At 52.6% G+C, this 22,517-nt stretch carries 23 protein-coding genes; 13 read left to right on the top strand and 10 right to left on the bottom strand.

Annotated elements, in window-relative coordinates:
- Positions 1 to 78 precede the first annotated feature (78 nt).
- Positions 79 to 3,285, top strand: a complete 3,207-nt coding sequence (locus tag ACQ4M4_RS08560) for an alpha-mannosidase (RefSeq protein WP_430684066.1) — start codon at positions 79 to 81, stop codon at positions 3,283 to 3,285.
- Between the two features lie 260 nt (positions 3,286 to 3,545).
- On the opposite strand, the gene psbN is transcribed toward ACQ4M4_RS08560, so the two are convergent.
- On the bottom strand, positions 3,546 to 3,677 hold the full coding sequence (gene psbN / locus ACQ4M4_RS08555; protein WP_430684065.1) for a photosystem II reaction center protein PsbN: 132 nt from the start codon (positions 3,675 to 3,677) through the stop codon (positions 3,546 to 3,548).
- Positions 3,678 to 3,755: 78 nt separating this feature from the next.
- Here psbN and psbH point away from each other — a divergent pair, with 78 nt between their 5' ends.
- The 6 genes from psbH (at position 3,756) to ACQ4M4_RS08525 (ending at position 6,563) form a co-directional block, all read left to right on the top strand.
- The gene (gene psbH / locus ACQ4M4_RS08550; RefSeq protein ID WP_430684064.1) at positions 3,756 to 3,959 is read left to right on the top strand and encodes a photosystem II reaction center phosphoprotein PsbH; all 204 of its coding nucleotides are present in this window, start codon (positions 3,756 to 3,758) and stop codon (positions 3,957 to 3,959) included.
- A gap of 133 nt (positions 3,960 to 4,092) precedes the next feature.
- Positions 4,093 to 4,416 (top strand): TatA/E family twin arginine-targeting protein translocase, encoded by a 324-nt coding sequence (locus ACQ4M4_RS08545; protein WP_430684063.1) that lies wholly within the window; start codon positions 4,093 to 4,095, stop codon positions 4,414 to 4,416.
- Between the two features lie 6 nt (positions 4,417 to 4,422).
- Positions 4,423 to 5,058 carry an aminoacyl-tRNA hydrolase gene (gene pth / locus ACQ4M4_RS08540; RefSeq protein ID WP_430684062.1) on the top strand — a complete coding sequence of 212 codons (636 nt, stop codon included), beginning with the start codon at positions 4,423 to 4,425 and terminating at the stop codon, positions 5,056 to 5,058.
- A gap of 193 nt (positions 5,059 to 5,251) precedes the next feature.
- Positions 5,252 to 5,515, top strand: coding sequence for a DUF3146 family protein (locus tag ACQ4M4_RS08535; RefSeq protein ID WP_430684061.1), 264 nt, complete (start codon positions 5,252 to 5,254; stop codon positions 5,513 to 5,515).
- A gap of 188 nt (positions 5,516 to 5,703) precedes the next feature.
- Positions 5,704 to 6,090: a hypothetical protein gene (locus ACQ4M4_RS08530; RefSeq protein ID WP_430684060.1), complete on the top strand. Its 387-nt coding sequence runs from the start codon at positions 5,704 to 5,706 to the stop codon at positions 6,088 to 6,090.
- A 95-nt stretch (positions 6,091 to 6,185) separates the two neighbouring features.
- Positions 6,186 to 6,563, top strand: coding sequence for a hypothetical protein (locus ACQ4M4_RS08525; RefSeq protein ID WP_430684059.1), 378 nt, complete (start codon positions 6,186 to 6,188; stop codon positions 6,561 to 6,563).
- Between the two features lie 174 nt (positions 6,564 to 6,737).
- Here the strand turns inward: ACQ4M4_RS08525 and ACQ4M4_RS08520 are convergent, their stop codons facing one another.
- Entirely contained in the window at positions 6,738 to 6,959 is a 222-nt protein-coding gene (locus tag ACQ4M4_RS08520) for a DUF4327 family protein (protein WP_430684058.1), read from the bottom strand.
- Positions 6,960 to 7,270: 311 nt separating this feature from the next.
- Entirely contained in the window at positions 7,271 to 8,353 is a 1,083-nt protein-coding gene (gene pdxA / locus ACQ4M4_RS08515) for a 4-hydroxythreonine-4-phosphate dehydrogenase PdxA (RefSeq protein ID WP_430684057.1), read from the bottom strand.
- Positions 8,354 to 8,663: 310 nt separating this feature from the next.
- On the opposite strand from pdxA, the gene petM reads away from it, so the two are divergent.
- Positions 8,664 to 8,765, top strand: a complete 102-nt coding sequence (gene petM, locus ACQ4M4_RS08510; protein ID WP_430684056.1) for a cytochrome b6-f complex subunit PetM — start codon at positions 8,664 to 8,666, stop codon at positions 8,763 to 8,765.
- Between the two features lie 241 nt (positions 8,766 to 9,006).
- On the opposite strand, the gene ACQ4M4_RS08505 is transcribed toward petM, so the two are convergent.
- Positions 9,007 to 9,480, bottom strand: a complete 474-nt coding sequence (locus ACQ4M4_RS08505; protein ID WP_430684055.1) for an ArsR/SmtB family transcription factor — start codon at positions 9,478 to 9,480, stop codon at positions 9,007 to 9,009.
- A gap of 243 nt (positions 9,481 to 9,723) precedes the next feature.
- Between ACQ4M4_RS08505 and ACQ4M4_RS08500 the strand changes: the two genes are divergently transcribed.
- Positions 9,724 to 10,698 (top strand): SDR family oxidoreductase, encoded by a 975-nt coding sequence (locus tag ACQ4M4_RS08500; protein WP_430684054.1) that lies wholly within the window; start codon positions 9,724 to 9,726, stop codon positions 10,696 to 10,698.
- Between the two features lie 304 nt (positions 10,699 to 11,002).
- Here ACQ4M4_RS08500 and ACQ4M4_RS08495 read toward each other — a convergent pair whose 3' ends face one another.
- The 3 genes from ACQ4M4_RS08495 to ACQ4M4_RS08485 all read right to left on the bottom strand — a co-directional run bounded on the left by ACQ4M4_RS08495 (position 11,003) and on the right by ACQ4M4_RS08485 (position 13,962).
- Positions 11,003 to 11,797, bottom strand: coding sequence for a pantothenate kinase (locus ACQ4M4_RS08495; RefSeq protein ID WP_430684053.1), 795 nt, complete (start codon positions 11,795 to 11,797; stop codon positions 11,003 to 11,005).
- Between the two features lie 33 nt (positions 11,798 to 11,830).
- The gene (locus ACQ4M4_RS08490) at positions 11,831 to 13,558 is read right to left on the bottom strand and encodes an MBL fold metallo-hydrolase (protein ID WP_430684052.1); all 1,728 of its coding nucleotides are present in this window, start codon (positions 13,556 to 13,558) and stop codon (positions 11,831 to 11,833) included.
- 281 nt (positions 13,559 to 13,839) lie between these two features.
- Entirely contained in the window at positions 13,840 to 13,962 is a 123-nt protein-coding gene (locus ACQ4M4_RS08485; protein WP_430684051.1) for a hypothetical protein, read from the bottom strand.
- Between the two features lie 268 nt (positions 13,963 to 14,230).
- On the opposite strand from ACQ4M4_RS08485, the gene ACQ4M4_RS08480 reads away from it, so the two are divergent.
- The gene (locus ACQ4M4_RS08480) at positions 14,231 to 14,998 is read left to right on the top strand and encodes a DNA-3-methyladenine glycosylase (RefSeq protein WP_430684050.1); all 768 of its coding nucleotides are present in this window, start codon (positions 14,231 to 14,233) and stop codon (positions 14,996 to 14,998) included.
- Positions 14,999 to 15,004: 6 nt separating this feature from the next.
- On the opposite strand, the gene rlmN is transcribed toward ACQ4M4_RS08480, so the two are convergent.
- Positions 15,005 to 16,162 carry a 23S rRNA (adenine(2503)-C(2))-methyltransferase RlmN gene (gene rlmN, locus ACQ4M4_RS08475; RefSeq protein ID WP_430684049.1) on the bottom strand — a complete coding sequence of 386 codons (1,158 nt, stop codon included), beginning with the start codon at positions 16,160 to 16,162 and terminating at the stop codon, positions 15,005 to 15,007.
- A gap of 612 nt (positions 16,163 to 16,774) precedes the next feature.
- Positions 16,775 to 17,467, bottom strand: a complete 693-nt coding sequence (locus ACQ4M4_RS08470) for a fasciclin domain-containing protein (protein WP_430684048.1) — start codon at positions 17,465 to 17,467, stop codon at positions 16,775 to 16,777.
- 495 nt (positions 17,468 to 17,962) lie between these two features.
- On the opposite strand from ACQ4M4_RS08470, the gene ACQ4M4_RS08465 reads away from it, so the two are divergent.
- From ACQ4M4_RS08465 to ctpC, 3 genes are all read left to right on the top strand, one after another.
- Positions 17,963 to 18,835, top strand: coding sequence for a glutathione S-transferase family protein (locus tag ACQ4M4_RS08465; RefSeq protein ID WP_430684047.1), 873 nt, complete (start codon positions 17,963 to 17,965; stop codon positions 18,833 to 18,835).
- A gap of 341 nt (positions 18,836 to 19,176) precedes the next feature.
- The gene (gene ispG / locus ACQ4M4_RS08460; protein ID WP_430684046.1) at positions 19,177 to 20,400 is read left to right on the top strand and encodes a (E)-4-hydroxy-3-methylbut-2-enyl-diphosphate synthase; all 1,224 of its coding nucleotides are present in this window, start codon (positions 19,177 to 19,179) and stop codon (positions 20,398 to 20,400) included.
- Between the two features lie 346 nt (positions 20,401 to 20,746).
- The gene (ctpC, locus tag ACQ4M4_RS08455; RefSeq protein ID WP_430684045.1) at positions 20,747 to 22,039 is read left to right on the top strand and encodes a carboxyl-terminal processing protease CtpC; all 1,293 of its coding nucleotides are present in this window, start codon (positions 20,747 to 20,749) and stop codon (positions 22,037 to 22,039) included.
- A 144-nt stretch (positions 22,040 to 22,183) separates the two neighbouring features.
- On the opposite strand, the gene ACQ4M4_RS08450 is transcribed toward ctpC, so the two are convergent.
- On the bottom strand, positions 22,184 to 22,414 hold the full coding sequence (locus tag ACQ4M4_RS08450; RefSeq protein WP_430684044.1) for a hypothetical protein: 231 nt from the start codon (positions 22,412 to 22,414) through the stop codon (positions 22,184 to 22,186).
- Between the last annotated feature and the right edge of the window lie 103 nt (positions 22,415 to 22,517).

Here is a 22,517-nt window from a genome sequence, read left to right as displayed (position 1 = left end):
ACATGGGTCTTACTGCAAAGTCTACCGCTGGTTGAGCGAAGCTGATACGTTAGAATCTGCCTTCATCTTAGAAGATTGATGACCGACTCTTCCTGCGTTGCCACCAACTCTAGCCCAACCGCGATAATTCACCATGCGATCGCTCAATTACGCGGCCTAACGCAGGTCGATATGCAAACCCAATGGCGCTACTGGCTGGGCGATCGCCCCTTGCATGAAGCCGTATGCCCTGACAATTGGCAGACGTGGCCCACTGTCAGCCTGAACGATCGTCAGCATATCGCCTGGGAAAAAGGGCAACAGGTCATGTGGCTGAGCCTCCATCTGGTCATTCCCCAACAGGTGCAAGGCTACGCAGTCACAGACATGACGCTACGGTTGGCGCTCACCTGGTGGGCCGAGCTAACCCAGGTTTTTGTTGATGGCGAATTGGTGCAAGAGGGCGATTTGTTCGATTGCAATGCTCGTGTGTTGTTGCGACGGCAGGTACAGTCAGGAGAGGCGATCGCCATTGCAGTACGGCTGGTCAGTCCGGGGCACGATGATGGCGCACTGGTGCGATCGCGCTGTGTATACGAGCAGCCAGATCACCGCATGGAACCCTGCCCCGAACCTGGGTTTGTGGCAGACGAGTGGGAAGTCTTGCACCATTACCTCTCTACCTTTGCCTCTGAGCAAGTGGAGGGTATGGCAACGGCGATCGCCCAGCTCGATTGGTCACAGTTGAGCGATCGCGATCGGTTTGATGCCGCGTTGGCCGAGGTGCGTCAGCATTTAATCCCGCTGGCATCGCTAGTGAAGCAGCGGCAGATTACCCTGCTAGGGCACGCCCATCTGGACTTGGCTTGGCTATGGCCCGTCAAGGAAACATGGGACGTGGCCGAGCGCACCTTCACATCCGTGTTGCAGCTCCAGGCCGAATTTCCTGAACTCATTTTTTGCCATTCCACCCCGGCCCTCTACGCCTGGATCGAGGAACATCGTCCAGCACTGTTTGATGCGATTCGGCAGCAGGTACAGGCAGGCCGATGGGAGATTGTGGCAGGACTATGGGTAGAACCAGAACTGAATGTGGTGAGTGGGGAGTCCATTGCCCGACAGATTCTCTACGGCCAGCACTATATCCAAGAAAAGTTTGGTGAGGTGAGTGCGATCGCCTGGTTGCCCGATACCTTTGGGTTTTGTAGCCAGTTGCCCCAACTGCTGCACCAGGGAGGTGTGCGCTACTTTGTCACCCAAAAGTTGCGCTGGAATGATACCAGTGAGTTTTCCCATGAAGCATTTTGGTGGCGATCGCCCGGTTTTGCCAGCGCCCACCATCCCGATCAACACCAAATATTGAGCCTGCATTCTGCTCCCATTGGCGAAGGGTTTGATCCGATCAAAATGACCCACTACGCCACCCATTGGGAAACCCAAACCCGCTATGGCAATGCGCTGTGGCTGCTGGGTGTGGGCGACCACGGGGGCGGCCCCACCCGCGACATGCTAGAAACCGCTCGTCGCTGGGCGCGATCGCCCTTCTTTCCTAAAATCGCCTTCTCAACGGCCCAGGCGTATTTAGACGGCTTAGCCCAGGCCGCATCAAACCTGCCAATCTGGGATGACGAGCTCTATCTGGAATTCCATCGCGGCTGCTACACCTCCCATGCCGACCAAAAATGGTGGAACCGTCGCTGCGAAGACACTTTATTTGAAGCGGAGCTATGGGCCACGTTAGCAACTCAGCATGCTTCGGCTCCATATCCCAAACAAGATATTGAAACCGCCTGGAAACGAGTCTTATTCAACCAGTTCCACGACATTCTGCCCGGTTCCTCCATTGCCGAAGTGTACGACGAGGTAAACCCCGACTGGATCGCCGCACTGGAGACCGCACACCAAGTGCGATCGCACGCCTTACATACTCTCGCGGCTGGTATTGCGCTGCCCAAACCGCCTCATCCATCCGCAACAGCGATCGCCGTCTTTAACCCGCTGAACTGGACTCGCAGCGAAGTTGTTTCTTGCCCGGTACCAGCCGGAGGCCATTGGCAGGTGATGGATTTGGAAGGGCGATCGCTCCCCAGCCACCTCCACGCAGATGGCCAGATTTCCTTTTGGGCAGAGCAGGTTCCCGGCGTGGGCTACCGCTGTTTTTGGCTGCGCCCGGTAGAAAAACCAGCGCCAAAAGCCCCATCCCCAACTCCAAAATTCCAGCTCGAAAATGAGTTTTGGCAGGTGGTTGTCGATGAGCGCACAGGCAACTTAGCGCGCGTGTTCGATAAGGTACAGCAGCGGGACGTGTTAAGCGGCCCCGGCAACGAGCTGCAAGCCTTTCGCGACAGCGGCCAGTATTGGGATGCCTGGAATATTGACCCCAACTACGAGCAGCATCGGATGCCGCCTGCCGTGCTGGTGGAGATGGAATCGGCGATCGCCACTCCGCTGCACACGAGCTTGCGGGTCATCCGACAAATTGGCCAGTCCATCTTTACCCAAACCTATGTGCTGGAGCAGCGATCGCCCCTGCTAAAAATTCACACCCAGGTGGATTGGCAAGAAACCCACGTCTTGGTGAAAGCGGCTTTTCCCTTGGCGCTGGAGCCAACGACGACCCTCACACGAGAAGTGCCCTACAGCGTGACCCAGCACCGAACCCACAATCCCGGTCCAGCCGAGGCGGCCAAGTGGGAAGTTGCCGCACTCCGGTGGGCCAACTTGAGCGATGGCATCCACAGCACTAGTCTGCTCAGCAACGGTAAGCATGGCTACGATGCACAGGCAAATCAGCTCCGGCTCACTCTACTCCGCAGCCCCATCTTTCCCGACCCAGGGTGCGATCGCGGCCATCACGAATTTACCTACGCACTGTACCCTCACAACCCATCCTGGCAAGCGGCCCAAGTTGTTCGCCATGGCTACGCACTCAACCAGCCGATGCAAGCCGTCATTATCCATCCCCAGTCAGCGCAGCCACCAGCAAACCACCTTCCACCCAGCCATCAATTTCTGGCGCTCAAGGCGGAGAATGTCATTCTTTCAGCCCTCAAGCCCAGCGAGGCGAACACTCATCGGCCAACACATCGGCCAACATGGGTGCTGCGGTGCTATGAGTGCCACGGTCAAGCGGCTACTGTGCAAATAGGAGGCGCGATCGCTCCCTCATTTCCCCTCAATCTCCAGCCCACAAACCTCTTAGAACAACCGTGGATAGATACTGACCCATCCATGGCGATCGCCGCCGTGCATCTAGCCCCATGGCAAGTGCAAACCGTACAACTTGACTTCAACCTTGCTAGCTAAATCGGTTCTAGACCATTTCTATAGCTGTCGCCAGCTTAATTGAGACAAGAACATTTTGGGGAATGGCTTTGCCATTCCCCAAAATGTTCTTATCAAACTGGCTATCGCTATAAAACGCGAGTTATGGATAAGCTGAAGCGCCCACTTTTGCGTACGTGTTGCGCATGCAAAAATGGGTATTTCTTCTTAAAGCATGAAGAATGCCGCTGAGAAATTAGACTCCCAGCGACATCGCCAAAATAACCATGAGACTATATAAATTAGTCTTCGTGATCTTCGAACGGATCGGCCAACTCCTTAGACGGTGGGCCAAATGCGGTATAAATCGCATATCCAGTCACAGCAACCAACGCGACCGTAACCGAAATACTAAGAACTGTTGCAGGCTCCATAATCAAACTCAGTAATGAGCACTAACCTTAGTATAATATTGCAAAACGTTAAATCATCTCGATTCATCGTAGGTAGACATGGCACAACGCACCCGGCTGGGCGACATCCTGAGACCCCTCAATTCTGAATACGGTAAAGTGGCTCCAGGTTGGGGCACTACCCCGCTTATGGGAGTCTTTATGGCACTTTTCTTAGTATTCCTGCTCATTATTCTGCAGCTATACAACTCCTCTCTACTTCTCGAAAACGTGAGCGTAGATTGGCAAGGTTTTGGCCGCTAAGGGGCTATCGTATTTCTAATTTAAGATTAAGCCCCGGTTTCTCCGGGGTTTTTTGTTGAGTCATCCCAACGACTTCTATACTGAAAACGGCTCTGTTGATTCACGAAGTAGTTGCGATCGCGGGAGAAAGGTTGTGAACATTTTTGGAATTGGTTTGCCAGAAATGGCAGTCATTATGATTGTGGCGCTGCTCATCTTTGGCCCCAAAAAGCTGCCCGAAATCGGTCGCAGCCTGGGCAAAGCCATCAAAGGCTTTCAAGAAGCTTCGAAAGAGTTTCAAGATGAGTTTAAGAAAGAAGCGGAGCAAATTGAAAAAGTTATCAACACTCCGATGGAAGCCAAGCTAGAACCCCCCGCCCCCAAAGCTCTTGCTTCCAACGAAGCGGCCACCTCAAGCGAGCCCGAAGTGGTCACACCCGTTGCAGAAGAGTCCACCAGTTCGTCTCAACAAAGCTAAGGACGCATGGCTGACGAATTATCTTCTGTGCTCCCGCAACTGATTGTCGGGCTGGGTAATCCTGGCCAAAAATATGACCAAACTCGTCACAACATTGGCTTTGTTGTGATCGATGCATTAGCCAAAAGCTGGCAAATCTCTCTGGCGGAAAACCGCAAGTTTCACGGGATTTTTGGGGAGGGATTTGCCCCCACGCGCAGCAAGATGCGATTGCTCAAGCCCACCACCTATATGAACCTATCGGGGCAGGCCATTCGGGCGGTGACGGATTGGTACAAGCTACCGCCCGAATCTGTGTTGATCATCTACGACGATATGGATTTGCCATTAGGCCGTATGCGAATGCGCCTATCGGGTTCGGCAGGTGGGCACAACGGCATGAAATCGGCGATCGCCCATTTGGGTACTCAAGCATTTCCCCGATTGCGCATTGGCATTGGCGCACCCAAGCATCCCAAAGCCACGGCTGAAAAGGATACGGTCTCCCATGTGCTGGGCCAATTTTCCAAACAAGAAGCGGAAACCGTTGCAGATGTGGTGCATCTCGCCACCAACGCAATCGAGTTGTCGCTCAAGGAAGGTATCCCCAAAGCCATGAGCCTGTACAACAATCGTGTCGTTGGTGCCTCAGCAATTGACTAGCGCCAATGACTAGCACCAAATTCATCTCATAACTTGGAGCGGGCTGTCACGTCACCCTGTGCAGCTCGCTTTCAATTGCCATGAAATCCAGACAAAATTGTGGCGATTAGTGGTTGAAGCTTTTGCCCAGATGCTTCATGAATAAAAGAAATATTGTTTTACCCGTTTATTCACAGCGAAGGGAATTGTCATTGTGGGTTCTAAGCGACTACCTGAGACCACTGCTTATGTTCGCATTACGCATCAGTCTTGGAATCACGGCAAGATTGAGGGCGAAGTTCGCGCCAATGATTACGAATGGCAATTTCAGTGGCAGTTTCGCAAAGGGGAGCTCGTCGTTGAGCCATCGCTGGGTCGTGCGTTGATTAAAGATCCCCTAGAAAGATTTCTTGAACGATGTGATTACCAGTTGGAGCCCGGCGGAGACTACTCATTTACGATTCGCGCTAGCATTTAGCTCAGCCATTATGCAACCACGGGGTCTTAACATTGCGCCTTTTTAAGACTGGCTGAGTCTAGGGTTAGTTCTCGCTACTATGGAAGTAAAGGGTTAGCTTCGCTGCATCTGGAGATGTGTCACGTTAGGCGGAGTTAATCAGCTCAGGATTTTCACATTTCGATGACCTACCGTTGCAGGGCCAAATTATGTCTACGTCTCTACTCAAACTCAACCTAGTGGATGGATCGGTCTCGTTTAGCTTTACCCCCGAAGCTGCCCGCGAGCTCAAAGCTGCGATCGCCATTTTAATGAGCAGCCTTAAAACCGCCGCCACCACAGGCACGCCCGATGCCAAACGCAGTCCCCAAAAGCCAATGGAATACTGCCACACGGGTGACGTGTTTCTCGAAATTTTTTGCAACCCCAACATTTGGCCGAGTCCCTTTGCGGCCAAGGTCTTGCTAACGCTGCGCGACGAGCACCTGCGCCTGACCACCGAAGCAGAACTCACGCAAATTGTGGAAGATCTCAATCTATATCTGGAAGAGCACTGTGAGGCTGGCAGTTTGCGATCGCCCGGCTTCACCCCTTAGAATCGAGGCACGTGTGAGCTGAACCAGCGTATGCTTGGCGCTTACGCATCTGTTTTTCTGTGTTTACCCATCAACGTTGAAGTCCGCCTCTGCTTATGAACCCTGACGATATTTTTCAAACCATCCAGAAAGGTTTTCATGTCACGCTCGGCGCGACGACTGAAGTGATTGAGAGCATTCAAAATGCTGAGCGACGGGAGCAAACCCTAACCAAACTCAAGTCCAACCCCAACCAGCTGGCAGACGAGCTTGCCGCCAAGGGTCAAGAAACAGAGCGCGAGGCTCGGACCTTTGTAGATTCGCTATTTCAGCAGCCAAGCAGCAGCACAAGCGGCAACTATGGCCCAGGGACCACTCCCAACGTGGGCATGCCCACAACCAACCCCGAAACCGAAGCTGAACTCAAGGAATTGGTGGTTCAAATTGCCGCCATGCGTGCCGAACTCGAAAAGTTGCGTAACCCAAATCCCTAAGAGCGCGGCTCACGGGTTTTTAAGAACCAATCCTGCACTCATTTCAGGACTTACGCAGTTGGATGGTTTTTCGGATGACGTGCGTAAGTTCTAAATCTAAAAGCAGGCTGGGCGATTGCCCAGCCTGCTTTTGTGGTTTATAGAATCAAAGATTTACCAAAACGACAGGACGGCCTAGTCGTTATCCCAATCTTCTCGACCAAGTAAATCGCCAATGCGATCGCGCAACAAGAAGTCGCATTTTTCGAGTTCGCCTTCCACACAGGCCCACTCGCGTGCAGGAATGTACTTGCACAGCGCATAAATGGGCTGATTACGGCTAACCACTCCCTGATGAACAAGCTCACGGACTTCATCCTGGAGGAGTTCCATCGAATACTGAACAGATTGAAGCATGGTACAAACCTCTGCCTACAGATTGCTCGCCTATTCAAACGCTAGGCGAAAGAAGTTAAGGAAACGTTAGTTTTTTTAACAACCGCCTTACAATTTGATGCTTTTTAGTATTTCCGTATACTGAACCATGTCTATTCTCAGGCTAGTACCCCGAAAATAATATTAAGAAATATTAAAATATCATGAGTTCCAGACCTTTTTTGACAAAAAAATGCCGTCATCGTCGCCTCCAATACGGACACAACGGCTGAAAGGGCTACGTAATCTCACAGACACAAGCCTTCTTTTTCGATGAACAGCAGGGAGAAGGCCTACAAAACGTTACACATGTACTGACGCTGAAGCGCCAACTCTGTGCTGAGTTGAATTGCGGCGGCCATGCTGCTGGCATCGGCAATGCCCAACGTTGCAATATTGAACGCGGTGCCATGATCGGGCGAAGTGCGGACAAACGGCAGCCCAATCGTGGTGTTCACCGCTCGGTCAAAAGCCAAGAGCTTGACTGGAATGAGCCCTTGGTCGTGATAAAGCGCCAAATAGGCATCGTGTGCTGCTATCGCGGCTGTGCCGTACCAGGCTTGCCCAGGCTGCACCCACATCGTATCGGGGGGAATGGGGCCATCCAGTTGCACTTGGGGATGGCGATCGCTCATCTCCTGCATCCAGGCGATCAGCCAATCTTGCTCCTCGGTTCCCAGTTGGCCTTGCTCACCACTGTGAGGGTTCAATCCAGCAATGGCAATGCGCGGATGAGTTAGGCCAAAGTCTTGTTGCAAGCATTGAAGCAGTAGCTCTAGCTTGCGGGTCATGAGATCAGGTGTAAGGGCAGTCGGCACCTGAGCCAAGGGAATGTGAGTTGTGGCCAAGAGTGTGCGCAACGTCCAATCGGTGTGGGGCGATCGCGCTACAAATAGCATGCCAAAGCGATCGGCTCCGGCCCGTTCCGCCAGCAGTTCCGTTTGCCCTGGGTAATGGTGCCCTGCGGCTTTCCAGGCGGATTTGGCAATGGGGGCCGTCACCACCGCTTGCACCTGGCCAGCGATCGCCAAGTCAATGGCCACATTCAAGGCATAAAAACTGGCGGCACCGCTGGCAGCATTGCCCACCCCCGGTTCAATCTGCTGGCGCAGCATCGAAGATATGGGCACGTCTACCCAATCAAACGCGTTTGGGTGGGCTAGTGGGGCGTTGGTACAGTCACACAGTTGGTGATAGCGATCGAGCATGAGCGTGCGATCGCCCACTAGCACAACAGTTTGAGCCGTCGCCAAGTCGGGATCAGCCAGCGCCTTGAGCGTCACTTCCAGGCCAACTCCAGCTGGATCTCCCGTGGCGATCGCCAACCGTACCCCTTCCGCCTTTACGCCCTGCCTATTTCCTACATCCGTCATCATGATTCGGCTTAAACCCTTGTGCAACACTTCTAGGATCTACGCAGTTAAATGATGTTTAGAGTACTAAGCGCTCCAAACATCATTCAATCCCCTGGCTTTTCGGATGATGTGCGTAAGTCCTACTTCAATGATGGTCTAGACAGGTGGCCCACAACCGACCCTTCCACCCCAATTGCTCGTCAAAACATCACCAAATCCATCCCAAAACTGCTCTAAAATACATCTTGCAGGGCTTTGATAGATCCCACTGAACTCTTAAAAGCCATTGCACACATGCCGCGTTGAGCAATATCCGAGGAGACTTAAAGACATGGGAGAAATTTTTTCTACCACCCTGATCATGCCTGTAATTGTCATGGTGGGCTTGGGTGTTGGTTTTGCACTACTCAAGCTGCAAGGCGGCGAAGAATAACTCGTAAGACAACCCATAATCGTTGCAGGCATCGAGATTTTAGCGCAAGCATTCCTACGAACGGCTTGACGCTGCATCTGGATGCCTGCATGTTTTTTGGGTATTCATTTTAGGAGGGTGAAGACACGGCTTCCGACTGGCCTAGTTTTGTTTGCGCCACGTTTTGGGAAATGATCGCCTAGCCAGCTTCGTTCGGTTGGCATGGGCAGTTCAATCTCGCTGCCCCGTTGGTTCAGCCGATCTAATCTTCTGGCTCGTCCAAGTGCTCTGCCACTTCTCGATAAAGATTGAGAACGTGGCTATCTTTGAGATAGTAGAATACCTTGCGGCCCTGTTTGCGATAGCTGACCAACCGCAACGTACGCAGCATTCGAAGCTGGTGAGAAACTGCAGACTCGCTCATTTTCACCGCAGCGGCCAAATCACAGACACACAATTCTTGAATCGACAGAGCCGACAGAATACGCAGGCGATTGGTATCTCCCAACAAGGAGAAAAATTCTGCCATGCGCTGGGCTTTGTCATAATTCAGCAGGTCTCGGTGCAACAACCGCACTTGTCCTAAATCAACCGGATGATGCTCACCACAAGCTGGGCTCTCTTGAGGTATTGTGCTGTTGGCTACTGTGCTGCTGGTTACTGTGCTGTTGGTTACTGCACTTTTGCCAGAGGGAACAGACACACCCGATGACGAGAGGATTTCAGAACTAGACATGGCTCTTGAGTTGCTCATCTTGGCTTAAATGTTGCGGGCAACCGTTACACAATTCTTGTAGGACAAGGGGTTTCCTTAAAAATGTCGCGATCGCCCCAATCTTTCCCAGCCTAACAGCTTCGGCAACTTTTTACACAGACGGCTGTTTTACAAGTTTTCTGATTCTTCTCAGCGATCGCGTCAAAGTATTAGAGAATTAAGGTGTATCTTATAAAAAGTTAACGAATATTACGTTGATCCCGAATGACTGTACTAGTTGTGGGTGCTACGGGCACTCTGGGCAGACAAATTACACGGCGCGCACTCGATGAGGGCTATCAGGTGCGCTGTTTGGTCCGAAATCCCAGAAAAGCCAGTTTTTTAAAAGAATGGGGCGCTGAGCTGGTTCAGGGTGACCTGTGCAAACCAGACACGCTGGCACCCGCACTGGAAGGGGTAACAGCAGTCATTGATGCAGCGACCTCTCGCCCAACCGACTCGTTGACCATTCAGCAAGTAGATTGGGACGGCAAAGTTGCGTTAATTCAAGCCGCAAAAATGGCTGGAGTGGAGCGATTTGTGTTCCTGTCCATTTTGGATGCTGAAAAATATCCCCACGTGCCGCTGATGGAAATCAAGCGCTGCACTGAGGAGTTCTTAAAAGAGTCGGGGTTGAATTACACCATTCTTCGCAGCGCTGGCTTCTTACAGGGCTTGATTGGTCAATACGCAATTCCCATTCTGGAACGGCAAGCGGTTTGGGTGATGGGTGATACCTCTCCCATTGCCTATATTGATACGCAAGATTTAGCTAAATTTGCGATTAAGGCACTCAGCGTTGCCGAAACCGAAAAGCGCGTATTTCCCGTTGTGGGAACCCGCGCGTGGGGTGCTTACGAGATCATTCGGCTATGTGAACGGTTATCGGGCAAAGAGGCAAAGGTTTGGCGGATGCCTGTGGGTCTGCTGCATGGGGTCGAGCGGTTTGCTCGCTTCTTTCAGTGGGGATGGAGTTTGGCCGATCGTCTTGCCTTTACGGATGTGATTGCCTCGGGTAAGCCACTTACCGCACCCATGGATGAAACCTATCAGGTGTTTGGTGTCGATCCGCAAGAGATGACGACCCTAGAGAGCTACATGCAAGACTACTTCGGCCGCATTATGAAGAAGCTGAAGCAGGTTGAGCTAGAGCGCGAAAAAGCAAAGCAAAAGCGCAAAAAAACCTCGCTGTTTAAGTAGCGCGATCGCACAACCAGCGCAATTTCATAACACAACCTATCGGTTTTGCCCATCACGGCAAAGCCGATTTTATTATCCAAACCTCTTCTATCCAAACCTCTTGGCCGCTGGCTAAACTTCAGCTCAAGAGACCTCCTCATGCATCGTTGCGCAGCTCCGATTGCACGACGATGCACGCTTCACACGGCCATTCGTGCAAGGCTAATCAGCCGAAGCACCCATGTTTGCGGTTTGCACGTCGTGCGACCTGCAAACATGCTCTAGTCGAAATGACTATCGCGATACTTCACAGGCGAATGCCGCATCACATCGCCCTAGCGCACCACAGGTGAGGAATACCACGAAATAGCAAATGCGGGTCCAGGGTGATGGTACTAGCCATGGCTGGCTGACGGTGCTGGAGAAATTCGTAGAGGATGGGGCCATCGCCGCCTGTGAGTGCGATCGCCCCTGTAGGGTACTGAGCTTGCCATGCGCCCCCATAATCGCAAATGGCCGCCGCTGCCAGATGCAACACCCCGCTAAGGATGGCGGTGGAGGTATCGGTACTCCAGCGATTTGGCATGTGGTTTAAGAATTGAAGTTGAGCAGAGGGCAGGGCCGCAGTGCCCTCCCCAAGCGATCGCAACTGTAGAGTCAGTCCGGGGGCGATCGCACCACCAAGTAAGTTCTGGTCTGGGTCCGCGGCGGTAAAGGTGAGAGCAGTACCCGCATCCACCACCAGGACAGGCGCACCCAGCGTTTTTACCGCACCCCACAGGGCTAGTGCCCGGTCAATGCCCAGCGTGGGATACAGCTTTCCGAGGGGAATATCATTCAGCGTGATGCAGCGGGTATGGGGATAGGCGAGCCAGGGTTGGGTGCGTGCAGGAACCACAGAAGCTAACCAGAGTTGAGGAGGTTGAGCAAAGCCCTCCAGCCCGGTGGGAGGCTGCATTTCTGTAAGGGACTGGAAATTGAACCCAGATCGAAGCAACTCAGCGATCGCCACGTCTGATAAATACGCTGTATCCCATTGCTGGTACAGTTCGTTGTCCCGAAACACCGCCCAATGCAAGCGACTGTTGCCAATGGCGATCGCAACTTGATGCTGGGTCATGCCGCATACAACTCCTGGCTGAGCTATTCTGACTTATCCCTGAGCTTCCGTATCATCAGCCTCAAAACCCGGCTCATCCATAAAGTCGGGCAAAGCAAAACCGCCCAACCCCAGCTCTGGCAACGGTTCAAAGACCGGACAGTAGCCATCCGGCGTCACCCGAAATCCATACAGCGGCGACGCCTGATTCCAGCAGCGTTGACCTCGGCAGTGGATGCAGTTTTCACAACACTCCACCTCGGGCGAAACCCGAAACTCCCGACCGCGTCCCAGCAGCTCTCGTTGAGGCACACCGCGAATGACCAACGCTTCGCCTTGCCAGCGCGCCTCGACAATGCCCGTATCTGCCAAATGATGCCAGCGCGGATCGGTGGTGATGCTGTCGGGCAGAGACATGACGATGCTGTGCTCCAGCTCTAAAATCTCGCCTTCGTATTGGGTATCGGGAGCGGCCGGTTGCAAAAAGGTTTCGCCTACAGGTAGCTCAACCTCAATGCCCGCCGCTGGTGTGTGGAGCTGGTAACGCGTTTGCAGTTCTTCGAGCCCGGTTAAATCAGCCAAATAGTTGCTGGGGCCATGGACAAAGACCACATGCTGAGGCCGCAGATTGTGAATCAGCTGCGTGGTGCTGGGGCCATCGCAATGTTCGCCTAGCAGGTAGGTATCCAGTTCCAGTCGTCCGGCCTGAATGGCCGCTTGCAGCGGGGCCGATGCTTTGACTTTGCGGTATGTCATCGCTTCGATGGCACCAGGGCGACCGGGTTGCTGCGGCAACAGGGCCAGCCACGGCAAATTGCCCAACTGCACGTACCGCATCAGGTCTGTTTCGTGATGGGTGAGGACGATACAGGGCTTTTGGCCCGTAAGGGCGATCGCCTGTAGGGCCGGGTCTTGAGGCAGGCGGCGAACTCGAGGGCGAATGCGCTCATCCCAAAACAAGGGTTGATGCCGCGCAAAATTTTGCACCGAGCTGGGCAAGTGGGGCAACAGGTTGAGATAGGCATCGCATCCAGCGGCGATCGCCTCATCCACCCAAATATCCACATCGCGCCCGGTGAAATAGTGGTGACTACGCAGCAACATCAGCAGCTCTTGCCCCAACCCTAATGTAGGCATGGGAAACAGTACCGACTGCTGATCGGCGATCGCCTGATTGATGCGTTCGGCAAGCTGATTTTCTTGCTGACGGCGATGGGGATGCCGCGCCGTGCCGTAGCTTCCTTCCAAAATCAGCACATCAGGCCGCAAGCCGCGCAGCTCATCCAACGGCATGCCATCCACCAACCGCGAATTCGACAAAAAGAAGTCGCCGGTATAGAACACGGTAAAGTCGCGATCGCGGGTGCTATAGGTGAGTAAACACGCCGCCGCCCCCGGCAAATGCCCCGCCGGAAATAGCTCAACACTCAATCCTTCAAAAAACTCGATGGGCGATCGCCACGGCAATGCCTGACAAAATGCAGGCACATCGTCCTCATCTAACCAATTGAGCGGCAACAGTTGAGTTGTCACCTCGCTGGCGTAAATCGGCAGCTGCGGAAAAGCCCGATGCAAGTCAAGCAGGCATTGGGCATGATCGGCATGGGCATGCGTGCACAACACCACATCGGCAGGCAAACCTTCCGAGCCTAGCTCCAAAATAGGAGCCACACTGCTCAGCCCGCAATCCAGAAGGATCCGATAAGGACCCATTTGCAGCCGCAAACAGACGCCCTCGTCGGTAGCCCCAACTCCATAGGGTAAACAAGCTAACTCAGTCACAGTCGCGGATTCCTGGCGTTACCAGATCACATCCAAATCCCCACGACTCGCGCCACCCAACTTAGCTCACACACCCAGCTCGTTTCAAAATTGACTCACGTTGATGAGTTAGCCGTTGCGAAATTTGCCCTCGGTGGAGCTATTACCCAACATGGCAAAACAGACCAAGAACCTGGCTGCGTGTATTTGTGCGATAGGTATCGAGGGGGTTTGTCAAAACAAATGGGCGCTATGCAGTGCAAAACTAACTGTAGCAACCCAGCAAAAGCAAGGATCTCAGGCTAGTGCGCCGAGCCATTTCCGTGATAGTTGTCGGTATCGTAGAACCCGTTGCGTGTGCCAAAGAACAAACAGGCCACAATAAAGATGGGGGTAATGGCTAAAAGAATCAATTTCACATCCATGATGAGCAACCTTGAATATTAAACGAATTTATTGATGACGTTGGCCAGCGAGGCGATCGCTCTTTTATCCTACCGAATCGGTCTATCGAAAGGATCGATTGAATAGGTTGAGCATTCCAAAATGCCCAGCCTGCTCACTACTATACAAGCAGCCTCTAAAAATCGCGAAACAGACTCCACACAACTTTGTGCAATCGCTGCACCATGCGGTAGATAGCGGTAAATAGCTTACAAAGCCAGCTCACCCCTCAAGCCAACCTGAACCTTCATGCCAAACATTCAAAAACCTGAACCTGTCGGCGAGAGCAATACAGCCTCTCCCCGGCACGTCACAACCCGCTCTACAGCCAATCAGAACCATGCCCATGGCTGTGAAATGCAAACCGATTTGGAAACCCAAGCAGCCACACCAGGGTTTATTTGTGCAGACTGGCTCGCCCATTGTGCAACGCACATTGCGCCTGCCCTTTTGGGTTGCACCCTTGTTCGCCAGTTTGCCGATGGCCGCATCTTGCGAGGGCAAATTGTGGAAACCGAAGCCTACACTCCCAACGACCCCGCCTGCCATGCCTATCGTCGCCGCAGCGATCGCAACGGAGTCATGTTTGGGCCAGCGGGTCACGCCTACGTGTACCTAATTTATGGCATGTACCACTGCATCAACGTGGTTACCGATGCGGATGAGGTGCCCAGCGCAGTCCTGATTCGCGCCTTGCAAATTGACGACATTCCCGATTGGCTAGATGTGGGCCGAGACAAACCTCATCGCGTTGCCGCTGGCCCCGGCAAGCTGTGTCGGCTCATGCAGGTAGACCTGAGCTTGAACGGCACTCAACTCGCCCCAGGCAATGCTTTGTGGCTAGAGCACCGTTCGCGATCGCTGCAAAACAGTTGGCACCAAGTTCCGGTGGTACAAACCACTCGTATTGGCATTACCCAAGGGGTTGATCTGCCCTGGCGTTGGTATCTGCAAAATTCCCCTTCGGTGTCGAAAAAAGCGGTCAAGCTGGCCCCAATCAAACCTGGCGAAAACTAAGCTTTTCTAGCTTTTAGAAGCTCGGAGCTGACCACAGGCCGCATCCGCCTCAAGGCCGCGTGAGTACCGCACGCTGACGGCAATGTTGCGATCGCGCAAGACCTGAGTAAACGCCTGAATTCGTCGATCATCGGGCCGCTGGTAGTCCACCTCGTTAATGGGATTGTAGGGAATGAGGTTGACATGGCTTTGAAAGCCGCGCAGGTAATTGGCCAATTCTTCGGCATGCTGGGGACAATCGTTCAGCTCGGCCAGCAAAATGTACTCAAACGTGACCCGACGGCCCGTGATGCGCACATACTCGCGGCACTCATCCAGCAGCACATCAAGCGGATACTTTCGAGCCGTCGGAATGAGTTGCTCCCGCAATGGTTGATTTGAGGCGTGCAAACTCACGGCTAGCGTAGCCTGGAGGTGATGCTCGGCCAGTCGCCGAATGTGACCCGGAATGCCCACTGTGGAGATGGTAATGTTGCGCTGGCCAATCCCCACATCTTCATTGAGCGATCGCACTGCTTTCAGCACGTTATCGGTATTCAGCAACGGCTCACCCATGCCCATAAACACAATGTTGCTCACCCGTTGGCCAAAGTCCTCTTGCACTGTTAGCACTTGATCCACAATTTCGTGGGTTTCCAAATTGCGGATAAAGCCACCTTTGCCCGTTGCGCAAAAGTCGCAGGCCATGGGGCATCCCACTTGAGAAGACACACACACCGTCAATCGTTGCAGCGGCGGGTGCTCTGTCTTGGAGCCGTCAGCCGAGGGATAGGGAGCCCAGTAACCATCCTTATATTTAGGAATGCCAACGGCTTCGATAATTTGCCCATCGGCCATGCGCAGCAAAAACTTGACCGTACCATCGGAGGCTTGTGAGCGATAGTGAATGTGCGATCGCCCTAGGGGATAGTCTGCCAAGTCGGCCCGCCACGCTTTGGGAAATACAGTGATATCCGTGAGCGATCGCGCCCCTTGCTGATAAATCCATTGGTGTAGCTGCTTGCCCCGGTACGCTGGTTGGCCATGGGCCTGCACCCACTGGTTCAGATCAGGCAGCGACAATCCCAATAATGGCGAATTCTCAACCGACCGTTCTGTAACGGCCTGTTCGGTAACCGACAGCGCAGCACCCACCGTAGATGGAGAAGGAAACCCAGAAGACATGACAACTTACCCAAAGCCCAGTCTCCATCTTAGTCGGGAATTTGGCCTGCACGTTGGGCAAGTTGGCCCTTCGTCCTACCTAGCGTTGGCAATAGGGAACTTTTGTTTTCCTCAACCTCGCTGGCAGCGCTCAACACCACACACAACAACCGATTGTGTTTCACAGATGGTGTTTCCCATAAATTTGGGTGTTGAGGAGAAGATCTTTCAAATCTTTTCCTCAACGCCATCCACATGGGTCAGCAGGCAGCCATCATCCAACATAAAACCTCAAGACTCTGTGCCGCCCACTGCGGGCGGCACAGAGCCAGGACTTACGCAGGTGAATGCTTTTTGGGGCGCTTAGCGCCCCAAAAAGCATTCAATCCCCTGGTTTTTCGGATGAAGTGCGTAAGTCCTAAGAGTTTTGGAGTCTGGTTTTTAATGGGGCCGAGGTACCTAACAGAACACAAAAAAACCGTAGGAGCGATCGCCGATTAGCGATACCCTACGGTGTGAAATGCCAGCAGTCGATTCCAAAGCAACGGGTTCAATTTAAATGAGTTTCATTCAGTCGATTGAACCCTCAAACAGCATTAAATTCTCGAACCAAAACAAGAGTGTTCACTCAACTTACTGAAGGCCAGGGGGTAGAATCACACGATCGATCGCATGAATCACACCATTGCTAGCAGCAATATCGGCCTGAGTCACATTGGCATCATTGACCTCTACCGTGCCTTCGCCAACAGCAACCGTTACCGAGCTACCCTCTACAGTGGCAACCTCACCCGAGGTCAGCTCATCCGAGGTAATGGTGCCGGGCACCACATGGTAAGACAACACTTGCACCAACAGGTCACGATTTTCGGGCAGTAGCAACTGGTCTACAACACCCTCGGGCAAAGCAGCAAAGGCTTCATCGGTGGGAGCAAACACCGTAAACGGCCCTTCACTACGGAGTGTTTCAGCGAGACCAGCTTCAGTCAGGGCAGCCAACAAGGTATTGAAGGAGCCACTCATTTCGGCAACATCAACAACGGTTCCTTCCATGGCAGTAGGAGCCATATCGGGGGCTGTGGGTACCTCAGCAGCACCAGGCGCTGTGGGCACTTCAACCGAGCCAGGAGTGGTCATTCCATCTTCAGGTGCTGGTACGGCTTCCAGCTCAGCCGCAGGCACGGATTCCACGGCTTCCATTTCCGAAGTCGAGTCTACGCCGTGGGTGTCTGCAATGGCGGGTAGTGCAACTGCAAAGCCTAGGGAGGCCAGAGCGGCAAAACCTGCAACCTTTTTCACGAGCTTGGAATTGACAGCAGATTTCATGTTTTTTCTCCTTTGTGCCTTGTGTAAAGGATTTATGAAGATGCACGAAGATTTATGATTGCACGATCATTTCGAAAAGTCAGATTCCCAGAAAAGAATTGCGCTGTTTTACCGCTCGAATAAATTCCAAAACCCTTTTGGAGCAGGGACTTAAACCCTGTCTACTCCTTTAGTCTGATCTTGGTTTTTTGCGTAAAATTTGTAGAATTTTCTGTGTTTTAGATGCTAAGTAAATTTACGGAATCAACATTTTTCTACATCTAAACATTCGACTTACTTGAACAAGTCATCAAAGGAGACCGGGCTGAATAGGCAATTGCTCAAGCTCAGAATTCGGTCTTCAATCCGCCAGTATTCCCAACGTCGGCGCTAACGTTAAAAGGAATGATCCAATAGATTTAACTCGACAAACGGCTGGCATTTGGTAAGACATAGATGGAGACGATTGAGGCGATCGCATTCCAGCATTCATGATCAGCCCATGGCAGAATGCGATTGAGATCCTCAACATTGCCTGCCCAAAATCCATGGCAAGCAGAATTAGGCATTCAATACAGCACTCAAGAGGAATTTATGTTGGAGCTATACCAATTTGAGCTTTCGCATTTTTGTGAAAAAATTCGCTTAATTTTGGATTACAAAGGGTTGCCCTATCGCAAAATTGAGGTAACTCCTGGCCTGGGGCAATTGGATGTTTACCGCCTATCGGGACAACGGCAGGTTCCTATCTTGAAGGATGGCAATGAAGTAATTGCCGACTCAACAGCGATCGCCGATTATCTCGAAAAGAAATATCCTGAGCGTCCTATCATTCCCGAATCGCCTAAGCTGCGTGGCCTCACCCTGCTGATTGAGCAATGGGCCGACGAATCATTGGCGATCAACGGTCGCAAGTGCATGGTCGATGGATTGGGCAAAGATCCAGCCTTTCGCAGAGCATTTTTGCCCAGCACTACTCCCGACTTTCTCAAAGATCTGTTGGGATCAGTTCCCTCAGAGCTATTTGGTGCGCTGGAACTGGGGGTAGGGCTCACTCCCGACGCGGTGAAAACTGCCACAGATGCCGCCAAGCGAGATTTGACCTCGCTCTGCTTTATGTTGATGGAGCAGCCCTATTTGGTAACCGACACGCCAACGCTGGCCGATTTTGCTGTGGCTGGCTTGTCGATGTATCTCAAGTTTCCAGAGGGCTCCTATCTGGATGTTCCCGAAGCTTTGAAGGGGAAGGGAGTCCCAGGAATTGCGGATGTGGGTGCGTTTGAGCCGTTTTTTGACTGGCGCGATCGCCTCTACATGAATTTCCGCAAAGCTGGCACAACCAGCCCTGCTTCTAGTGGAGGCGGCCCAACCTCCATCAATATTGAGTAGTTACACTTTGCACTCAAGGTTTTGCGCTCAAATTAGTGTTGAGTTGCAATGGCAAGCAATTCCATCAATAGACCTCCTGCATGAATCGTTGCGCGGCGGGGCCGCGCAACGATTCATGCTTCAAACAGCCATTCGTGTAGGAGGGCTGTTGGCTACAACGTGGCCCAACCCTTCAGCGTTTGGCTGAGGATTGGCCAAATCAAACCATCGTCTTCTACAGCACATTCCGCCCAATCGATGCCATTCTGTGGCACTCTGGACTATAGAAACCCTGGTGTAGTGGGGTTTTGTATGGGTCTTCATTCATAAACGCAACACAGAAAACGCAACACACGTCGGGTATGCAAACTCTTCCCAATCCCCTCTCCTCTGCTAGCGCCCAATCTGCCCCGTCCGATACGGGCATCGTTCGCCGCAAAACTCGCCCGGTTCCGGTGGGCTCCATTACCATCGGCGGTGGCTACCCGGTCGCTGTGCAGTCCATGATTAATGAAGACACGCTGGATATTGAAGGCTCGGTTGCAGCCATTCAGCGGTTGCATGAAATTGGTTGTGAAATTGTGCGCGTCACGGTTCCCAGCATGGCCCACGCCAAGGCTATGGAAGAAATTCGCGATCGCCTTTACAAAAGTTACCAGCCTGTACCGTTGGTGGCGGATGTACATCACAATGGCCTAAAGATTGCTCTCGAAGTCGCCAACTATGTCGATAACGTGCGCATCAACCCTGGTCTCTACGTCTTTGAAAAACCCAAGAGCGATCGCACCGAATACTCTCAGGCCGAGTTCGACGAAATTGGCGAAAAAATTCGCGAAACGCTCAAACCGTTGGTCCTCAAGCTCAAAGAGCAAGACAAATCAATGCGTATTGGCGTGAACCATGGTTCTCTCGCCGAGCGGATGCTATTTACCTACGGCGACACCCCCGAAGGCATGGTCGAGTCTGCGCTCGAATTCATTCGTCTATGCGAATCGCTCGACTTCTACAATCTCGAAATTTCCCTCAAAGCTTCGCGTGTGCCCGTCATGATCGCCGCCAACCGCCTCATGGTCAGGCGCATGGATGAACTGGGTATGGAGTATCCCCTGCATCTAGGCGTTACCGAAGCTGGAGATGGCGAATATGGGCGCATCAAATCCACCGCCGGAATCGGAACCCTCCTTGCCGAAGGCATTGGAGACACCATCCGCGTGTCACTCACCGAAGCCCCCGAAAAAGAAATTCCCGTTTGCTATAGCATTCTGCAAGCGCTGGGACTACGGCGCACCATGGTGGAATACGTCGCCTGTCCTTCCTGTGGCCGCACCCTATTCAACCTAGAAGAAGTTCTGCACAAAGTGCGCGAAGCCACCAACCACCTCACCGGCCTCAACATTGCGGTCATGGGCTGCATCGTCAACGGCCCCGGCGAAATGGCTGACGCCGACTACGGCTATGTCGGTAAGCAAGCTGGGGTTATTGCTCTCTATCGAGGCCGAGATGAAATTAAGCGGGTTCCCGAAGATCAGGGTGTAGAAGAACTAATTAACCTGATCAAGGCTGATGGCCGTTGGATTGATCCTTAAATTGGAATTCATTCCGTCTTTCTTCTCCAATCTGTCTATATGCCTATACAGCAGTGCGCTACAGCTTTTTTGCCAGTCCACGGCAGCATTTGCAAGGGAGCAGCTCGATCCAACTTGAGCTCTTTCCTTTTCAGGACTGACGCAGTTGAATGATGTGCATAAGTTCTAATCCTGTCAACATTACAGCTCACGTTGACAGGGCAGGACAGGACAAATAGAGTTCTGTTTCACAAACAAAAACCTTGCACCTCGCGTCTGTATATTGCAACCAAGCTTTATCACACTCCCTCAGCCCGTCTGTGCTAGATTGGGCGTACCGCTCACACCTATTTATCGACACAAGGTTATGGCAATCACAAAGCGAGGATTTGTCCTGGGAACAACAGCCGTTGCGGTTACTGCTGTAACTGTGACAGGGGCTGGCTTGCACCTTTCGCAGGGGCAAGCCTTTTTCCAAGAAAGTCCGAAGGAGCTGATCGATGAAGTTTGGCAGCTCATTGACCGCACCTACGTGGATGCCACCTTTAACCAGGTCGATTGGCAAAACGTGCGCCGAGACTACCTGAGCCGCGACTATACCGACCGCGAGCAGGCCTACACAGCCATTCGCGAAATGTTGGAGCAGCTCAATGATCCCTACACTCGCTTTATGGATCCGACCGAGTTTCGGGACATGCAAATCGATACTTCTGGTGAGCTGACTGGGGTTGGGATTCAGTTAACGCAAGACGAAGAAACCAAAAATTTGGTGGTTGTTTCGCCGATTGAGGGCACTCCAGCGGCAGAGGCTGGCATTTTGGCCCAGGATGTCATCATTAAAATTGATGACCAGCCCACGGAAGGCATGGATACCAATGCCGCAGTTTCTTTGATTCGAGGGCCTGTTGGCTCGAACGTGACGCTGACCATCCAACGAGGCGAGCAAGAGCTTGTGTTCAATCTACAGCGGGCTCGGATTGAGATCCATCCGGTTCGCTTCTCTATACAAAATTCCCCAACTGGGCAGGTCGGCTACATTCGCCTCAACCAGTTCAGTGCCAACGCAAGCGAAGAAATGGAAGAGGCCATCCAAGAATTGGAAAGCCAAAATGTTGCGGGTTACATCTTAGATTTGCGCTCTAATCCAGGTGGTTTGCTAGATGCCAGCATCACGATCGCCCGGATGTGGATGAATGAAGGCGTGATTGTCTCGACCGTTGACCGTCAGGGCATTGCCGAACAACAGCGCGCCAACCGCACTGCCTTAACCGATAAGCCGTTGGTGATTTTGGTGGATGGTGGATCGGCCAGTGCCAGCGAAATTTTGTCGGGGGCGCTGCAAGACAATGAGCGAGCCACGCTGGTGGGTAGCAAAACTTTTGGGAAGGGACTTGTACAGTCAGTGCGTGGCTTGGGTGATGGATCGGGAATTGCCATTACTGTCGCGAAATATCTGACTCCGAGTGGACGTGATATCAACACGTCGGGAATTGAGCCCGATATTGTGTTGGAGCTGACGGATGAGCAGCGTGAAGAGCTAAGCCAAAATCAGGATCGCATTGGTACGCCTCAAGACCCGCAATATGCCCGGGCGCTAGACGTGCTAACCCAAACGATCGCCCGTCAAGAGCAAGCGCCTCGAGCAAATGCGTCTCCCTAGGGTGCTTGCACGGGTTGCCGTATGCATCCCTGCTGAGGCAGATTAAATCTTGAAAGCCAGGATCATGAGGTCCTGGCTTTTGGTTATTGACAGGGGATTATGAGGCTGTTGGATTGTGGTGCTGGGTTTATGGTCTGCGCTAATTTAAACAGGTTTACACTTGCCCGCACGAATTAGGCCAACCCGACGGGCGATCGCCTCTCCTTGTGAGGGAAATGGCCCCCATTGCTCTGCATCTGGGTTTTCGGAATTAGTGTTTTCAGAATTGGCCGCAAGGTCACTCGCATCCACAATGTCACAAACACCCGTTGACTGTTTCACAATGTACCAAGCCTCACTGGGCGCGCTGCGTTCAAACGTTTCGGTATCTGACATGGTTTTCGTCCCTGCTGAATTGGGCAAACGTGCGATCGCCATTTAAGCTGTAGACTTTAGACGGTATCTGGATATTACCGAATCAATTGCGATCGCAGCGACC

It is taken from the genome of Leptolyngbya sp. AN02str (assembly GCF_050565595.1).
GTDB lineage: Bacteria > Cyanobacteriota > Cyanobacteriia > Elainellales > Elainellaceae > Kaiparowitsia.
The sequence above is the reverse complement of the archived record's forward strand: the minus strand, read 5'-3'. Positions and strand labels throughout refer to the sequence as shown.

What these genes read in the sequence shown, in the direction of transcription:
- ACQ4M4_RS08560 (WP_430684066.1), top strand. Translation starts at nt 79, where the DNA reads ATGACCGACTCTTCCTGCGTTGCCACCAACTCTAGCCCAACCGCGATA.
- psbN (WP_430684065.1), bottom strand. Translation starts at nt 3,677, where the DNA reads ATGGAGCCTGCAACAGTTCTTAGTATTTCGGTTACGGTCGCGTTGGTT.
- psbH (WP_430684064.1), top strand. Translation starts at nt 3,756, where the DNA reads ATGGCACAACGCACCCGGCTGGGCGACATCCTGAGACCCCTCAATTCT.
- pth (WP_430684062.1), top strand. Translation starts at nt 4,423, where the DNA reads ATGGCTGACGAATTATCTTCTGTGCTCCCGCAACTGATTGTCGGGCTG.
- ACQ4M4_RS08530 (WP_430684060.1), top strand. Translation starts at nt 5,704, where the DNA reads ATGTCTACGTCTCTACTCAAACTCAACCTAGTGGATGGATCGGTCTCG.
- ACQ4M4_RS08525 (WP_430684059.1), top strand. Translation starts at nt 6,186, where the DNA reads ATGAACCCTGACGATATTTTTCAAACCATCCAGAAAGGTTTTCATGTC.
- ACQ4M4_RS08520 (WP_430684058.1), bottom strand. Translation starts at nt 6,959, where the DNA reads ATGCTTCAATCTGTTCAGTATTCGATGGAACTCCTCCAGGATGAAGTC.
- pdxA (WP_430684057.1), bottom strand. Translation starts at nt 8,353, where the DNA reads ATGATGACGGATGTAGGAAATAGGCAGGGCGTAAAGGCGGAAGGGGTA.
- petM (WP_430684056.1), top strand. Translation starts at nt 8,664, where the DNA reads ATGGGAGAAATTTTTTCTACCACCCTGATCATGCCTGTAATTGTCATG.
- ACQ4M4_RS08505 (WP_430684055.1), bottom strand. Translation starts at nt 9,480, where the DNA reads ATGTCTAGTTCTGAAATCCTCTCGTCATCGGGTGTGTCTGTTCCCTCT.
- ACQ4M4_RS08500 (WP_430684054.1), top strand. Translation starts at nt 9,724, where the DNA reads ATGACTGTACTAGTTGTGGGTGCTACGGGCACTCTGGGCAGACAAATT.
- ACQ4M4_RS08495 (WP_430684053.1), bottom strand. Translation starts at nt 11,797, where the DNA reads ATGACCCAGCATCAAGTTGCGATCGCCATTGGCAACAGTCGCTTGCAT.
- ACQ4M4_RS08485 (WP_430684051.1), bottom strand. Translation starts at nt 13,962, where the DNA reads ATGGATGTGAAATTGATTCTTTTAGCCATTACCCCCATCTTTATTGTG.
- ACQ4M4_RS08480 (WP_430684050.1), top strand. Translation starts at nt 14,231, where the DNA reads ATGCCAAACATTCAAAAACCTGAACCTGTCGGCGAGAGCAATACAGCC.
- rlmN (WP_430684049.1), bottom strand. Translation starts at nt 16,162, where the DNA reads ATGTCTTCTGGGTTTCCTTCTCCATCTACGGTGGGTGCTGCGCTGTCG.
- ACQ4M4_RS08470 (WP_430684048.1), bottom strand. Translation starts at nt 17,467, where the DNA reads ATGAAATCTGCTGTCAATTCCAAGCTCGTGAAAAAGGTTGCAGGTTTT.
- ispG (WP_430684046.1), top strand. Translation starts at nt 19,177, where the DNA reads ATGCAAACTCTTCCCAATCCCCTCTCCTCTGCTAGCGCCCAATCTGCC.
- ctpC (WP_430684045.1), top strand. Translation starts at nt 20,747, where the DNA reads ATGGCAATCACAAAGCGAGGATTTGTCCTGGGAACAACAGCCGTTGCG.
- ACQ4M4_RS08450 (WP_430684044.1), bottom strand. Translation starts at nt 22,414, where the DNA reads ATGTCAGATACCGAAACGTTTGAACGCAGCGCGCCCAGTGAGGCTTGG.